General features: G+C 33.9%; 21 protein-coding genes. 14 read left to right on the top strand and 7 right to left on the bottom strand.

Translation table 11 applies throughout. The features are described from left to right. Positions 1-61 precede the first annotated feature (61 nt). From HCX49_RS13360 to HCX49_RS13310, 11 genes are all read left to right on the top strand, one after another. Complete coding sequence (locus HCX49_RS13360; RefSeq protein ID WP_168127351.1) at positions 62-883, top strand: siderophore-interacting protein; 822 nt, start codon at positions 62-64, stop codon at positions 881-883. Between the two features lie 163 nt (positions 884-1,046). Continuing rightward, positions 1,047-1,901, top strand: coding sequence for a helix-turn-helix transcriptional regulator (locus HCX49_RS13355; protein WP_168127350.1), 855 nt, complete (start codon positions 1,047-1,049; stop codon positions 1,899-1,901). Between the two features lie 11 nt (positions 1,902-1,912). After that, a complete protein-coding gene (locus HCX49_RS13350; RefSeq protein ID WP_168127349.1) occupies positions 1,913-2,683 on the top strand; it encodes an MBL fold metallo-hydrolase in 771 nt (256 codons plus the stop codon). Between the two features lie 152 nt (positions 2,684-2,835). Continuing rightward, positions 2,836-3,528 carry an O-methyltransferase gene (locus HCX49_RS13345; protein ID WP_168127348.1) on the top strand — a complete coding sequence of 231 codons (693 nt, stop codon included), beginning with the start codon at positions 2,836-2,838 and terminating at the stop codon, positions 3,526-3,528. Positions 3,529-3,589: 61 nt separating this feature from the next. Next, a complete protein-coding gene (locus HCX49_RS13340; protein WP_237682796.1) occupies positions 3,590-3,859 on the top strand; it encodes a GNAT family N-acetyltransferase in 270 nt (89 codons plus the stop codon). Positions 3,860-4,420: 561 nt separating this feature from the next. Then, complete coding sequence (locus HCX49_RS13335) at positions 4,421-5,044, top strand: superoxide dismutase (RefSeq protein WP_168127347.1); 624 nt, start codon at positions 4,421-4,423, stop codon at positions 5,042-5,044. Between the two features lie 31 nt (positions 5,045-5,075). Continuing rightward, positions 5,076-5,573, top strand: coding sequence for a DUF2480 family protein (locus HCX49_RS13330; RefSeq protein WP_168127346.1), 498 nt, complete (start codon positions 5,076-5,078; stop codon positions 5,571-5,573). Between the two features lie 13 nt (positions 5,574-5,586). After that, positions 5,587-6,156 (top strand): NADPH-dependent FMN reductase, encoded by a 570-nt coding sequence (locus HCX49_RS13325; RefSeq protein WP_168127345.1) that lies wholly within the window; start codon positions 5,587-5,589, stop codon positions 6,154-6,156. Between the two features lie 497 nt (positions 6,157-6,653). Continuing rightward, positions 6,654-6,998, top strand: a complete 345-nt coding sequence (locus HCX49_RS13320; protein WP_168127344.1) for a DUF4870 domain-containing protein — start codon at positions 6,654-6,656, stop codon at positions 6,996-6,998. Between the two features lie 200 nt (positions 6,999-7,198). Next, entirely contained in the window at positions 7,199-7,702 is a 504-nt protein-coding gene (locus HCX49_RS13315; RefSeq protein ID WP_168127343.1) for a hypothetical protein, read from the top strand. A 52-nt stretch (positions 7,703-7,754) separates the two neighbouring features. Then, a complete protein-coding gene (locus tag HCX49_RS13310; protein WP_021189353.1) occupies positions 7,755-7,931 on the top strand; it encodes a hypothetical protein in 177 nt (58 codons plus the stop codon). 190 nt (positions 7,932-8,121) lie between these two features. Here HCX49_RS13310 and HCX49_RS13305 read toward each other — a convergent pair whose 3' ends face one another. Next, complete coding sequence (locus HCX49_RS13305; RefSeq protein ID WP_168127342.1) at positions 8,122-8,646, bottom strand: GNAT family N-acetyltransferase; 525 nt, start codon at positions 8,644-8,646, stop codon at positions 8,122-8,124. 156 nt (positions 8,647-8,802) lie between these two features. On the opposite strand from HCX49_RS13305, the gene HCX49_RS13300 reads away from it, so the two are divergent. Continuing rightward, positions 8,803-9,663, top strand: a complete 861-nt coding sequence (locus HCX49_RS13300) for a LysR family transcriptional regulator (protein WP_206368457.1) — start codon at positions 8,803-8,805, stop codon at positions 9,661-9,663. Here the strand turns inward: HCX49_RS13300 and HCX49_RS13295 are convergent. From HCX49_RS13295 to HCX49_RS13270, 6 genes are all read right to left on the bottom strand, one after another. Next, positions 9,660-10,115, bottom strand: coding sequence for a GNAT family N-acetyltransferase (locus tag HCX49_RS13295; protein ID WP_021189351.1), 456 nt, complete (start codon positions 10,113-10,115; stop codon positions 9,660-9,662). The two genes, HCX49_RS13300 and HCX49_RS13295, sit on opposite strands and share 4 nt — an antisense overlap. Positions 10,116-11,072: 957 nt before the next feature. After that, on the bottom strand, positions 11,073-11,504 hold the full coding sequence (locus HCX49_RS13290) for an Hsp20/alpha crystallin family protein (protein ID WP_021189350.1): 432 nt from the start codon (positions 11,502-11,504) through the stop codon (positions 11,073-11,075). 16 nt (positions 11,505-11,520) lie between these two features. Continuing rightward, on the bottom strand, positions 11,521-11,811 hold the full coding sequence (locus HCX49_RS13285) for a hypothetical protein (protein WP_021189349.1): 291 nt from the start codon (positions 11,809-11,811) through the stop codon (positions 11,521-11,523). 179 nt (positions 11,812-11,990) lie between these two features. After that, positions 11,991-12,359, bottom strand: coding sequence for a hypothetical protein (locus tag HCX49_RS13280; RefSeq protein ID WP_168127341.1), 369 nt, complete (start codon positions 12,357-12,359; stop codon positions 11,991-11,993). Between the two features lie 16 nt (positions 12,360-12,375). Beyond that, positions 12,376-12,921, bottom strand: a complete 546-nt coding sequence (locus tag HCX49_RS13275) for an RNA polymerase sigma factor (RefSeq protein ID WP_237682795.1) — start codon at positions 12,919-12,921, stop codon at positions 12,376-12,378. Positions 12,922-13,377: 456 nt separating this feature from the next. Next, positions 13,378-14,715, bottom strand: coding sequence for a M60 family metallopeptidase (locus HCX49_RS13270; protein WP_168127340.1), 1,338 nt, complete (start codon positions 14,713-14,715; stop codon positions 13,378-13,380). Positions 14,716-15,068: 353 nt separating this feature from the next. Here HCX49_RS13270 and HCX49_RS13265 point away from each other — a divergent pair, with 353 nt between their 5' ends. Then, positions 15,069-15,371, top strand: coding sequence for a hypothetical protein (locus HCX49_RS13265; RefSeq protein ID WP_021189346.1), 303 nt, complete (start codon positions 15,069-15,071; stop codon positions 15,369-15,371). A 206-nt stretch (positions 15,372-15,577) separates the two neighbouring features. Continuing rightward, entirely contained in the window at positions 15,578-15,895 is a 318-nt protein-coding gene (locus HCX49_RS13260; RefSeq protein WP_132841892.1) for a hypothetical protein, read from the top strand. Positions 15,896-16,130: the final 235 nt, after the last annotated feature.

Genomic DNA, 16,130 nt, shown 5'->3' with positions numbered 1-16,130 from the left:
AATAATCACGTTGCAGGTTTTCAAGAGACCATTGAGCAAATAAGTTAATCAAACGTATAAAATGAGTAAACAAAATTTCAAACCCCTACAGGCTACATTAACGGTAAGCCGTAAAGCATATATTACACCGCATTATATTCGCATATACCTCACGGGCGAAAGTGTTCCATCATTCAGTAATACGACAATCGGAGTCAATAACAAGATACTTATACCTCCCGCGGGAATCGGCACTGTTTATTTTCCAGAATTTGATTATGACAAAAAGCAGTGGAAACCCCAACCCGATGAGATTCGCCCTATAGTTCGAACCTACACACATAGGGGTATCAATCTTCAAAAAAAAGAAATTTATATTGACTTTGTTGCACATGGTGATGAAGGACCTGCAACTTCTTGGGCCATTAATGCTCAAAAAGGTGAGCTACTGGGTGTTTTAATGAAAGATGGTAAAAGTGAATTATACGGTAAAGCAGCGAACTATCTCTTAGTAGGCGATGCAACTGCCATTCCGGTACTTGGAGCAATATTAGAGGATCTGCCCGAGACAGCTAAAGGTATCTGTATCATCGAAGTACACAGCAAAGAGGATGAACAGCAATTATCGACCAAAGCGGATATCAAATTTATTTGGCTCTACAACTCCAGTCCTCAATTAGGCAGTAACATAGCAGCAGTTGTTAAACAACAATCACTTCCAGAGCACTCCCGCTCGGGTTATGTAGCGGCAGAATTTTCTTCTGTGAAAGAAATACGTCATTATTTACGAAAAGAAAAAGGCTGGAAACAAGAAGAACTTTATGCGTACTCCTACTGGAAATCTGGTGTAGCAGAAGATAAATCGGCCACAGAAAGACATGAGGAAAATGAAAGTGGAAAATGATAAAAATGAATGCAATAACTATCTTAGTTAAATGATTATCACAGGGGTGATTTACTTGTAAACACCCCTTATTTGAGATTTGGTTAGTGTAGAATTGCATAGACAATATTAAAATGCTTTTTGCCCATGCATAACACAACAAATTCATTTTAAAGGTCAAAATATGAAAATATCAAAAATACAGCCTCCACCGGATCTAAGAAGTGTAGTTTATGAATTCTGGCACACTGTTGTCCCTAATTCCTCTTCCGCTATTGAATCCTATAAAATCTTTGCTGACGGAGCACCGGGTATAATTTTTCAGCATAACAACGGAAATTCAAACTTATATAGGGATACTGTCCCGCTACCCATTACTTTTATGTACGGTCAAAAGAGCGCCAGCCCTTGTACCAACTTCATACATGGACAATCTAGCATCTTTGGCGTCAGTTTTCAACCTGCCACAGTCAAACAATTATTTTCGATTAACAGTTACGAACTGACCGATTCACTGGTGGATATGAATATTTTTTTTTCAAAAAACTTCACCGAAAGATTATTAGAAGCTAGATCTGTCCAGCATCTTGTTGAGTTATTCAGTCAAGAAATTTATCAAAAGCTCTTACGGGCAAAAAAGGAGCACATCATCCAAGAAAGTGTCCATAGAATCCGTAATTGTGAAAGTAACATTGATTCCGCTTTATTGGCTCAGCAATATTGTCTATCCAGAAGGCAATTTCAGCGTAAATTCAAAGAAGAAGTAGGTGTCAGTCCTGAATCATATTTCAGAATTGTTAAATTTCAGAAATCCCTCCAGTTATTAAGAAACGGGCAGTACAATAGACTAAGTGATATTGCATATAAACTTGGATATGCAGATCACTCACATTTTAGTAGAGAATTTAAATTATTTTCCAGCTTTTCTCCAAAAGAATTTTTAGAATTACAATTGCCCAAAAATAGTTATGAAACATTAACAATAATGTCGCTACAGTTCTATGATACCAACAACAGGGACCTTTTCTTTGTTTTATAGAACAACTCATAATGGAAAAAATAAAAATACATCATCTAAATTGTGTAGAAATCCAGTCTCCAATGGATCTTAGGGCTATAGGTCACTGCCTATTATTGGAAGCTAAAAATAGACTCATAATGATCGATACAGGAATTGGATTAGCTGACATACAAAATCCTATGGAACGGATTGGTAAAGAAGCTATTGAAATGGTTGGCTACCGATTTGACGAATCTCAAACTGCTATTCGTCAAATCGAAAAGCTAGGTTTAGATCCTTCAAGAGTTACCGATTGTATTATATCACATTTGGACAACGATCATATTGGAGGTCTTCCCGACTTTCCGAACGCAACAGTTCATGTTGGTTTAGAAGAATATATTAATTTCAACTCTGGAAACCCAAGATATCTGCAAACACCCTTGCTCCATAATCCAAAGATCGTAACTTATGGGCCATCAGAAAGTAATTGGTACGGGCTTGAATCCAGACCCATCAACGTCGGTTCAATAGGCTTATCGTTCATCCCTTTGTTTGGACATAGCCACGGTCATTGCGGGATAGCAATAGATCTTGATTCGAGTAGCCTTTTTTACGTTGCAGATGCCTATTATCTTCGAGAGGAGTTAAAGGATGATACTCATCCGGTGTGTAAGCTCGCGGAAAATAGAGCCGACAATAATGAGCTCAGAATAGCAACATTAAACAACATACGTCAGTTTGTCGCTCAAAATCCTGAAATAAAAGTTTTTGGTTATCACGACATTAACGAATTCAATCAATTTAGCATTAATTTATAAGGTAAACGCATGTCATAAAAATAACTACCTTTAATATGTCCATAAGCAAGCGGAGCACAAATTTCCGTAAAAACGTATAGAAATCAAAGTTAGCATTTAAAGAAATCTGCTTCATTAATTGAAAAACAATATTTACGCTTAACCAAAATAATATGCCTAAAGTAAAACCGGAATTATTCGCTTTTTTAGATGATTCAAAAATAGAAGCCACACTTTCCAGACTATATACAGAAGCATTGAAACAAGGATGGTCAATGGTATTTCATTTCCTACCAAAGGCAGTCAAAATGTTTGGAAAAGGAATTGATTGGAAAACGGAAAAAGAATCTTTTTATGATGACAAATATATCCCCATATTGCCTTACCAAGGTACATTTTTATATATGCAGGCTAGGGCATTAAATGCCAAAAACATTGTCGAATTCGGAACTTCTTTTGGGATTTCAACAATCTACCTTGCAAAAGCGGCAAAAAACAATGGTGGAAAAGTGATATCCACAGAATATATGCCGCATAAAGTCAAAATAGCGCGACAAAATATTGAAGAAGCAGGATTATCCGAGTACGCAGACATATGGGAGGGCGATGCTAGAGAAACTTTAAGAAACATAAACGAACCTATTGATTTTGTACTGCTTGACGGATGGCCGGATCTTGTTTTTCCTATTTTCAAGTTATTGGAACCAAATCTAAAAAAGGGTGCAGTTATTATAGTCGATGATGTCCAGGGCTTTCAGCTATCTATGCAGGACTATCTGGATTATATCAGAAAGCCTGAAAACGGCTATATATCAACTACAATACGGCCTAAAAAAGCGATGGAATTTACCATTAAAATAAGTTAAAAGACTAAGAAGTTAGATTTATAAGGAAAATAATAGTTATTTATAGATTATAAGCAAGCATATGTGGAGCATATTAAGAACAAATTCAGATCATCAAGATTTTAAAACTCTAACAATCCAATTAGACCAAGCTCTCGCTATTAAAAATGGTGATATAAATGATTTTTTTGCGCAGTACAACAAAATAGAATTGATTAAGCATGTTGTCATTGTTTATATAAATGACGAACCTGTGGGGTGTGGTGCATTAAAAGAATATGAGGAAAGCACGATCGAGATTAAGCGTATGTTTGTTTCTATTGGACAAAGGGGAAATGGAATTGGATTATAAACGATGTATTTTAGAAACCGGTAATAAGATGATTGAAGCCATTGGTTTATATAAAAAACATGCATTTACTATTATTCCAAATTATGGTCAATATACAGGTATCGCAAGTAGCATTTGCTTTGAAAAAAATATTTAACTTTATTTTTTCCACAGCAAGTGCTAAACAAGTAATATCATTCCCAGAAACTTTTGATAGACTAAAACAACTAAATTTAATGTGAATCCAAATCTATTGAACTATACTTAGCAATCTATATTAAGATAAATAAAATATTATACCTTTTATAATATCTAAAAACTGTTGTTTAAATTTGCTTTCCTCAAGATTTTAAACTCCGAATATTCCATGCCATGAGCACCCATACTTGAATTTAAGAACAGTTTTTCTATAGGTACATCGTTGCAATTCTTCTTCGCTACTCAACAAGCTGTAATTTTTACGTGCCAAATTGAAGCCTATATCAACATAATTTCTAGCTCCATAATAAAACAAGATTAAACTTGCTTTATTAAGTTAATCTCTTTAAATTTGTTCAAGGATTTAATTAAAACAGTTATACTATGAGCAAATTTGAACTCCCCGCCCTTCTCTATACCTACGAAGCACTAGAGCCACACTTTGACACCCAGACTATGACCATCCACCATAGTCGCCATCATCAAGCATATGTGGATAATTTAAACAAGGCACTTGAACAAGATGACATCAAAAACCTGGAACTTCCTGATTTAATTAAACATATCAGTAAATACAGCCCAGCGGTGCGTAATAATGGAGGCGGTCATTATAATCACTCCCTTTTCTGGAGTATCCTTTCACCCACAGCAAAAACTACTCCTGAAGGAAGATTGGTCGAGGCCATCAACCGGAGTTTTGGTAGTCTTGATCAACTTAAAGAAGAAATTAAAAAACTAGGGTTAGGACAGTTTGGTTCAGGCTGGGCTTGGTTATTTGTTTCCTACAGTGGTGCGCTAGCGATAAGCAGTACGCCAAATCAAGATAATCCACTGATGGATATTAATGTAACAAATCGAGGATTGCCTATACTAGGGGTGGACATTTGGGAACATGCCTATTACCTCAAATATCAAAACAAAAGAGCCGATTATCTAGATGCTTTCTGGTCAGTATTAGACTGGGCTGCTGTTGAAAAAAAATACGAAGAGGCTCTTTCAATAATTTAAATTAGTGCAACCATCTATAAATAAACGCAAAATGGCAGAGGAACAATTTATAAATAAAGTAACTGTATCTGGCATAATCGCTTTCGATCTGCTGGACTTTATGCCAGCAGATGAAATAGCAGAATTTGATATTAAAAACCTACTTTTTATGGGCATGATTGTAAAAGAGAAAGAATTCAAAATAGCTATTTCAGAAATTGATTTTTCCGTATTTGTGGCAAAAACAGTTGCAGTGTACTGTTCAGCTGATGCCATTATTCCACCCTGGGTGTATATGATTATAGCCGATAAACTACAACCTCATGCCGCTCATTTTGATTTCATAGATGTTGATTCTATGAAATTAGAACTGTGGAAATCAAATATTGAAAATGCATCTATCTCATCATTTAAAAATCAAAAAGTAGTCCTCCGCGCACGGCCTGATTTACATCCCGCACTCTATATGTTAGCAACTCAACGTTTAAAACCTATTGTAAGAACACTTATGTATGGTGAAATCGGTCTGCCTAAAGTCATTTTTAAATAATAAAATAAGCGCTATGAAAGCAATAATATTTAACGGAGCATTAGAACGAAGATCATCTTCTACCTCAAACCTATTATCCAGATACATAAAATCAGGATTAGAAAATTTCGGCATTGAAAATCACATATTTGACCTTGCAGATAGTGGTATTCCGCTATTCGACTGTACATTGACCAGAATACCTAATGGTGTACAGGTTATGAACAACCTGTTTCGGGAGGCCGATATACACTTCTGGTTAGCTCCATTATACCATGGAAGCATCCCTGGGGTCATGAAAAACTGTTTAGACTGGCTAGAGGTAAGTGCTAAGAAAAATAATCCATACCTAACGGATAAAACAGTGGGGCTAGTATGTTGGGCGGATGGGGTACAAGCGATGCAAGGAATCAATACCATGGATGCGATCGCCAAATCACTCCGGGCATGGCCACTTCCTTACAGTGTGCCAATTTCAAAAAAAGAATTATTTGATCCGAACATAAGTGGAGAAATTTCGCAGACATACAAAGACAGACTAAATCTTTTGATCAATTTAGCTACAACAAAAATCATTACAGCTATACCAGCAATAAATCAATAAGAATGATCAAAATAGTTTTTTTAATAATTGAAATAGCTACAACAGATCTATTTATGTTATTCAAGACCGATTTACATGTCTATTACACTGTATAATGATCATTGCTAACGATACACAGCACAGCCACTGTTATGTGATCAAAATTTCACCTTTCAAAAAATAATTATCAAAATCTAAGATATAAGCTTTAGATTTTGATAATTAACAAACCATACTTTGATTCATCTCGTTAATATAGATTACATCATAAAAAGGTTTATATCGCGATGTTTTCTATTGGAGCGTGGATAGTGATTAACCAAAAATAGTACTGAACATTTCATCAAAAGAATTAAATATTGGTCTAACCAACTCTTTTCATTATATAGTGCCGACTTTCTAGGTTATTGAAATCATTTTAATCCCAATACTATTTTCATATTATAAATACCCCCAATTTCGGCTATAGTTTCAAAAAGGCAAAGCTTCTAAATTTGGAGAAAATAAAATAATTAGTTATGAGAGAGAATAAAAACATTTCGGCAGACACAAACAATGGAAAGACAGTTGCAATAATAGCCTATTTAACCATCATCGGCCTTGTCGCCGCACTTGTTATGAATAGTAAAAATGCGACCAATTTAGGAAGATTTCATATTCGCCAAAGTATCGGAATAACCGTTACTGCACTAATTGCCGGCATTTTAAGATTTATTCCCATGGTTGGTAATATTTTAGTATCTGTCATCGGAATTGCTATTCTTGTGATGCTTGTTTTAGGTATCCTAAGTGCTGTTAAAGGAGAAGAAAAAGAGTTGCCATTTATTGGACATCTTTACCAAAAATGGTTCTCAGTGATTTAACATCATAAAAAAGGAAGTGTTCTAGTTGAATACTTCCTTTTTTATACACTCCTTCACAATCACCCTCTTTTACATAGAAGCCCATCTTATAACGAATTTAAATTCATCTTTAACGAATTTAAAATGCTGTTCAAAATTTATTCAATAACATTGTATTTTTATAAAAATAGAGAACTAACCATACAATAATAAAACGCTATATGGCATCAAAAATAAAAATACCAGCTCTGCTGTTAGCATCCCTTGGTCTTATATCCCTATCCTCTTGCAATGGTTCATCCATCGATACCATTAAAGCAATGGAATCCAATTATGACAATGAGGATAAATCTATAACATTAATTGGTGAATTTCATGCTCCCCTATTTACTTTCTCATCAGGTAAATCAACGTTCATACCGATGAATTTCGTTGTAAAATCCAGTGCATTCAGCTCGGAAAAATTTACTGCAACCAGTGTTATTCTTCCTATTGGAACGAATAAGAATAACGTGTTATTTGAGATTCCAATGGACCAAAAAAAATACTCACTTAAAGATTTTTACGTTGTTGATAATACTGGAGAAAAGATTAATCTCGAAAACCATACGACATATAAGATGACAGGTACAGTACATTACACTGAGTTAGAAAAACCTGAAAGCGAACGAGACAACACTAATTTCAATTATAAAATAACCAATGTTATAATTGAAAAAGATTAAATAACATTCATTTTACAACATCATCAACATTTAAATCAATACTAGAATTATAATGGAAATTAAACTTGGAAATAATCTCTCATTTGGCTGGATTATCATTGCCTTTGCTATTATTATGGCCTGTGGTATTTACATTGCTTATCGAAAACAACAAGTGATCAAAATAAAATATGTAATTGCTGTCATCATCATGTTGGTGGTAGGAATTAATTGGCTTCTGGAAAATTAACATAGACTTCCCTGTATTAAGCCTCTCCTTAAAAGATAGTAGCAATTCTAGATTTACAGCCGATCGCATCAATGCTTCCTTCTCAATAGAAATCTTTTACGGGTAAAAAGACGCAAAGAACCTATTCATGTCTATTTAGAAACTTATGAAGTTACAATATGATATTAAATCACTTAAAAAAAAACGATCGTTATATGGTAATATTTTTTTTCATCATAATATCAGTCTGCGCGTCATTACCCAACTTAAAAATATGCTTATCAAACTCGATAAAATCATTTTTTTTGTAAAAATTAATCGCTCGCAGATTTTGTTCCCAAACACCTAACCATACATATTTGACCTGTTTATCATGTGCAATCTGAATTGCTTTTTGATATAGTATTTGGCCAATTTTTTTTCCTTGATATTTCTGTAATACATAAATTCGTTCGATTTCCAAACTCGCTTCATTTTTCAATTCGGTTTGTGACCTTCCATAATTTAGTTTTAAATAACCAATAACGTATTCATCATGTACCGCAAAATAGAATTCAGAGTTCCTATTCCCTAATTCTTCCGTGAGCTTTTTAACAGAAAAACCATCTTCTAAATATTGTTGCATATTTTCCTCCGAGTTGCTGTTGGAGAATGTTTCAAAGAATGTTTCTCTGCCGATTTTCTGCAGTACAGTAATGTCATCAAGAGTGACTCTTTTTATTGCTATATTTTGCATAGTGTTATCTTATCTGGTAAAAATTCCAATTCATATTTAAACATTTCATATTTTCTTTAGCTTCTACAATGACAAAAATTCTACCTTACGTAAGTGCTAATACAGGTATTAAATATCTCAATTATCAATGACATATCCGATTTTTGATTAAATTGCATGATGGATATTCAGCAGATTAAATACTTTCTTACATTAGCCGATGAACTACATTTCTGGAATACTTCTGAAAAAGTAGGTATTACTCAATCAGCACTTAGCAGGCAGATTATGGCCTTGGAAAGCGAATTGAATCTCAAACTTTTTTATAGAGACAAGAGAAATGTAAAATTAACGGCCACAGGTGTGTTTCTAAAGGATAAGTGGCAAGCAGAACTCATTAATCTTGATATCATACAGCAGCAAGCTCTTCAAATCCATTTAGGGGAGTGTGGCACACTCAAGTTGGCATATCCAGATTCCTTGTCTTCAGCGATCCTGCCCGACATGATATCAAAAATTTCGTCCGTTTTTCCGAAATTAAAAATAGAGCTGCTACAGCTTGCTTATGAAGAGGAAGAAGAATCACTAAAAAATTACAAAATTGATATGTTATTCAGCAGAGATATCAACCACTCCCCATTTATTAATTCGAAAAAACTGAGTACTGAAAATCTTTGTCTTGTTGTCCCTGAAGATCATGATTTTAAAACTAGCGACGATATTTCTAACGCTAATCTCAGTGCTCAAAAGTTTATACTCACCTATGGAGGATTAAATAGCAGTTATGCTACTCTAATTAAAAAGGTTTTTGCCCATTATGACATAGATTCAGAATCCTACATTTCTTGTCAATTTGGATCAACTATTATACCTCTGATTAGAAAAAGGCTAGGTGTTTCTATTTTACCCCAATCATATGATCTCAACAATGCAACAGGTGTTCGTTTCATTTCACTACCTTTTTATACAGATCTTTACATCAACTGGCGTAAAGATGATCCCAATATCATTATTAAAAACGTCCTTAACCTAATCTAATTATTTGAATTCCTTACCATTTCAATATGTACGATACCATCCTCAATGTATACATCACCAATTTCCACAAATCCGAATTCGTTATAGAATTTTTTCAGATAAAGCTGTGCACCAATTCGTATAGGCGTAATACCAAACAGCTTTTCACAAACCGCTATTGATTGTTCCATTATTTCTTTTCCTAATCCAAGCCCCCTATAAAGCGGAGATGTAATTACTCTTCCTATAGATACTTCCTCAAAACTCAATCCTTCCGGAAGAACTCTAGTATATGCAGCTAACTTGTCATCTATATAGCACATAACATGTAAACTCTCCTGATCTTTGTTATCCATATCCTGAAAAACACAATGCTGTTCTACCACAAACACCTCGCTTCTAAGCTTTAATATTTGGTAGAGCTCCTCATTAGATAGTTCTTTAAATGATTTTATTGCATATATTTTTCCCATAATCAATTTTTCATCTTATTTTTAAGCTATTTTGTAATTTGTATTTTTTTACCCCATTAACATGCTGTAAAATTACCCAAATAAAAAGTTTTGAAAAATGCTATTTTGTGATTATCTAATTCAATTTTTGCATCAAAAAAATGACTCTATTTTATTTCTCACCCCTCATATTTCCAACCCTATGCGCATAAAAAATGGAGACAACCTAAGAAAAAAAGCGAAGCATTCCTAAGTCGCTCCCAAAATATATAAAATAATATACCCCGAAATCACAAGAAAATAAGGGTAATAAAAAAAGATTAAATAAATAAGATCTGCTCGTCAAAAAACCGTCCTGTTCATCCTATGGGGCTTTGATAAATACAAAGATCTCAGCGCTGTCAATTCCAAAGATTCGTTAGTTAAAGTTTGGTTATCCATTGCCAATCCAAATTGCTTTCCAACATTCCCAAAACTATATATTTCAATCTCTCATGATATGACTATTAAAATTTTGTTGTCCAAAAAATCAAAAATATCTCTGGAATTTTACATATCTTGATTTTAACAAACAATCAATACGGCTTCCTAAACCATATATAATAACAAAAAAGTATCAATCAATTAATAATTGATACCTAAAAAGTATAACTCATTTATTTCATTTATCTCCCTGTCGCTGGATCAAGAGAGTAATTTCAATACGACACATGATCACGTTGCTGAACAGTAAAATATCGTTGCATAGAGAATCATGTTAATGACAAAAAAGTTATTGTTAAATCTAAAATGTCCCTAGCTGAGTAACTTGACCGACTCTATAAGGCTAAAAAAGTATGTGCTCCCTCTTACATTGAGAAAAACATACAACTGGTCAAGGCTTCAAAAGTTAATAACAAACGATTCATATTATTTTTATGAAAAAATGGCCTAGTTTTCACTAAGCCATTTCTTTTATTACAAAACCACAAGTAATTATCAACCTACCTTAACATGTTGGGCTGGTCTATAAGATGTGCTGTCTTTTGGAAGGATCACAGTTAAAACTCCCTCTTCATAACTTGCTGTTAAATTGACATTGGAGACCTGCTCGTTCAGCTGGAACGATCTGCTGAAAGATTGCGGAATAAATTCACGGTACATATACTGCTCTTCGCTCTGTTCCTGCACAGGGGCTTCATACGAAATTGTCAATATTTTATCTTTTATTTCAATTTTAAACTGTTCTTTCTTGAGACCAGCAGCATAGAGTTGAAGTGTAAAAAATGAACTATTCTCTTCGATATTGACAAGTGGACGTATATCACGAGAAAACTCATTTCTAAACTTTCCAAATTGCTGCTCAAATTGATTTTTTAAATTGCCGTATTTAGCAAAACAGTCTGCGGTGTTATTATTTCTATTAAACATTGTCTTTGTATTAAAATTAATTGATCGGGATAATGGCGAAATTAGTGTGTTGAACTTCGTGAGAAACTGGACGCAATGGCGAACTGTTATCTGTTCTAAAATCAGGTGCAACGGGGGTCCAATATTCCCGCAACATTTTTTTAGATTTCTTATTACGCATCCTGCTTGCTATAAATATCCCTACCGCACTCAAGATCGTAGCTGCTACTAATAATTTAAAAAGCAGTCCGATGACGAAGGACAGTAAACCTACAACGATTGTTACTCCTAAGAGCTTTGGTATGATAAATCGAATTTTATTTTTCATGTCTTGTTTTTTTATAATTATTTTAAAGGCCTTTTGATAGAAGACGCACTTGAATCCATAATACTTTAAAAAAAATATCTTTTTTCAAAGTATTATGGGCCTGAAAGAAATTGTAGCGTATAAAAAAAGAGCAACAAAATGAATTTCGTTGCTCTTTTTTACTTTAATCTATATTCCTTTTACTGCTTTTTAATTTCATCATCATTTCTATTCCGATCGTGGCAAGCTGCTGAAAATCTACGTTTCCATTCTGCTTTGAATCTGGATCTATCCTCATCACTGAACTGTTGTGAAGGGTTGTTAAAATCATGTCCATGACACATGTCACCTCTACGGCCTTTAAATCTAAAACCACCAAAAAGAATCTTCGATAAGAGTAGAAGACCAAAAGCCTGCCAAAAAGAGATTATCTTTAAACCAAATATTTCGGGCATAAGTACATTCCAGAGTAACTGTACTCCCCATACAAATAATAAGGCAAGTGTGATTCCGCAAGGGATCATAAAAAAAAGTTTTTTCTTTTTATTGCCACTAAATCTATTGTTCATAAGTTATCTTTTAATATTAAATTTCATTATAAAGCACGCGAAGCCTTTCTCTCAGATGCTTCACAGCATATCCTTTACGACTGATGATAGTCTTTATGCTTTCTCCTTCCTGATCTGCTATTTCCTGTAGCGTCATATCTTCAATCTCATGCCATAAAAATGTATTTCGCTGTTTTTCGGGCAATTCATCCAAAGCTTTCATAAGCTGATCCCAAAAAAGATCTTTGAACATTTTCAGCTCGGCATCATTTGTATCATCAGCCAGTAATATTTCTTTAATCTGTATCTTTCCCTCATCATCTTCATAGGTATGATCTTCCAAAGATTCTGGTTTCTTTTTACGATATAGATCTGTTATCTTATTTTTAGCCACCGCATAAAGCCATCCACTCATATTCTCCAACTGGTCGATATTAGAAAGCCGGCTTGTCTGATACCATACTTCTTGCAAAATATCTTCAGCATCCTCTATCTTTTTAACCTTTCCATTGATGAAACGAAGCAATTGTGAGCCATAGTTTTTGACGACCTCGGATATTGAAGATGTTTTTTTATAAGACATGTTTAAGGTATGAGTAGCATCCATGCATTTGTAGACGATCGTCACGGGTTATTACTTTAAATAATTCAAATTAATTTGTACTAGTCACTTAAGCATACTTATAAACGATGATGATAAAGGTATTGTTTTAAATATAATATAGTTAAAACATTTTTGCCATCACAATTGCTGCGCCATGTTTTAACTCGAAGAAATTTAGATTACAAAGGGACGATTTTTTAGATGTATTAGAATATAAAATCAGGGTAATGAAATATTCTATAATATAACAGCAATATAACTCTAAAAATTAGTTTTTGTCCAAACGAAAGTAGCTCTGTTTATTCAGTCAATCTGCTTTACTAATAAACTTCTCTTGTCGAGAAATAATTTCTCAGACAAGAGAGGTTTAGGATACAATGCAATAAATTTTCCAGAATTCTGAATGCATTGCATCAAAGTGATTAGAGCATGAATTTAGTCCCTAAGACTAGTAAGATCCTGAGCAGGTATAGGTAATTGTAGATTAGCTATTTCTGTATAAACCGATTCATTAACTTTTAATCCCCATTTTCTAAAAAAGTCCGATAAATCCTTTTGTGTGATTTTACAAGTTGTAAGCATAAAATAACGCATTTTGTCTTCATCGCTTGAAACGTTAGACCTTTCCTCTCTATTTATTCTACTTAATTGAATATATAGATTATCTCCGAATGCCAATTGTAACTGATAGAACATAATAAGTTTGAGATCATTGTCTCCAGAATTATAATTTCGTTCAGATAAAGGTTTGAGAAAATAGTTACTTAGCTTCGTCCATAAGTTATTAGCTGTAATTCGACTTATTGGAAGGCCAAAACCTCTTTCAGAAGCCAACGAGTAAACATTGACCGTTGTTTCCGTTAATCCACCCCAGGTCCATCCCTTTTGTTGATAAGTATGCCCAACTTCATGCCAAATACCCCAGCCATTCGTATTGGAAAGATATTTCGGTTGTAACATACGATAAGATAGTCCTTCTGTATAATAAATAGAAATACCAGCGGCCATATAGCCGCCCGACGCCGAATCTCTTACAGTAATCAGGTGTTTATTATCTGGTATTGCATGAAGTCCGCTTGTACCACTTAAACCACTGATGTAGTTGGAAAAATTAATAATAGAATCTAAGCGATTGACAATAAGCTGCTGATCTTCATTTTTAAATAATAAAGCCTCGTCCATATTTGCGACTAAAACTGTTCGGTCTGATGAAAACACAACATCTGGCACATTATTCTTTAAAGAATCGAGCGTTCTTATCCACTGTTGATGTGTAGTCTTACCCTTTTGAAAGAAAGGAACAGGAATAAATCCTTGATCAAAGGAAATCTCGATTTCCCCAGTTGTTGTATAATTATTAGCTGTATAGATTAAATAAACCAAACCACCATACTCATCAACCGTAAATGTCTGCTGACCGGAAGTGAGATTGAAATACTGCCTTACAGGTCTTATGTTATCTCTAAAAGGAGTACCTATGGCAAGTCGAGCCGCTGTATTACCATTAATTACATGAACATTTACAGTGATCGTACTGTTTGGAGCTGCATAATAACCTGTGACCTGCATATCGTTGTGATTGGCACGAAACTGTAATCGATCTGCTACCGTCGCCGCTGATGGAGTAACTTTAAAAAGCTGGACCGAATCTGCAATAGCTAAACCTTGTGGTTCTGGATCAGAAATGACAGGTTCCCATCCCTCAGATACTTTGCATGAGGATAGATAACTAAACAAGGATAATACAAACGCATAAAAACATAATTTTCTCATCGATAATTTAATTTAAGTTTATAATATTTCACAACTATAATAGGTTTTGGTTACCTTCTAGTTTACTATAAAAGTGATTCTTTATTTAAATTTGACAAAATAAAAACACGAAACAAACGATTGCATAAATCACGAAAACGTTGTTTTGAAGAATCAAGAATATTCTAAATCATTCATAAAGAAGTACTAAAATGAATACCTTATAAAACTTTAAATCGGAGAAATTATTAATGAATAACGATTTATAAATAGTAATCATAGAAAGATTATAATAGAATTTTTCCAGTATTAGACCTCAACATTTTAATTATTAAAATTGTAGCATTACTTCGTTTTTCTGCGTTTATTTAAGTATGAAAAAGATCGTGATATTATCCATGCTCGTAGGCCTACTTTCAGGCTGCACAATGAAAAAGACTGGTGGTATGAGTACAATAGTTCTAACAGGAGAAATAACTCCGTTAGGAATGACTACTTTTCAATATGGAACACATAAGATAAATTCGGAAAATAAAACCTATGCATTGCAAAGCTCTCGCGTCAAGTTAGATGAATTTGTTAATAAATCAGTCACTCTAAAAGGTAAAAAAGTTTTAGGTTATCCAATTGAGAGTGGTCCTGAATTAATAGAAGTATCGGAAATTTCATTCAAATAAACTACCAAAGCTCAAAAAATATGCTTCGTCAATTCTCTTTAATAATTGGTGTAGGAATTATAATGTTTACAGGTTGCCAAAATCAAAAAACAGTAAGCTCTGCAAGTAAAACAAAACAAACTCTTACAGTAACTCCCAAACTGGCAACACATTTGAGAGCCGATTCTAACAATTTAACCACCGATTCTGTGATATTATCCTTCACTGTGGCAAACCACTCAGATACGATGCAGCGTTTTTGTAAATGGGAAACACCTTTTGAACCCTTTTTAGGTAAATACATGGAAATTATAGATGTTCAAGGGAACGAAGCCGAATTTACAGGCCCTATGGCCAAACGGATGATGCCGCCTCCTGAGGAAAGTTATATTCAAGTACCTCCTCATGATAGCGTGAGTACTGTATTTAATCTAGCAAAAAACTATTCCATAAAACCGGGAAAGTACACCGTCAAATACACTGGAGGAGGTATTAGTGGTCTCGAACCAGATAATGAAATCAAGATCGTAGTACTTGGCAAGTAATTTAGTGGAACGCAATATAGAATTTAAAGTCCAAGTTTTACCAACACTTTCAGTTATTACAATAATCAATTAGATAATGAACATTTTTTCTTTATATATATATAAAAACACCTGGTAAATTAAAAATCCATCACAAAGATATCTCTGCAGATGAATTAATAAGTTTAGATGTCTGAGTTAAACACAATAAAAATCTAGCTTTCAAAATGAAAAGTAACTATAATAATAATAACGA

Origin of the sequence: Sphingobacterium sp. B16(2022), from assembly GCF_012030425.1 — a bacterium.
GTDB lineage: Bacteria > Bacteroidota > Bacteroidia > Sphingobacteriales > Sphingobacteriaceae > Sphingobacterium > Sphingobacterium anhuiense.
Note: the sequence above shows the minus strand (reverse complement) of the source record. Positions and strands in the feature narration are given on the sequence as shown.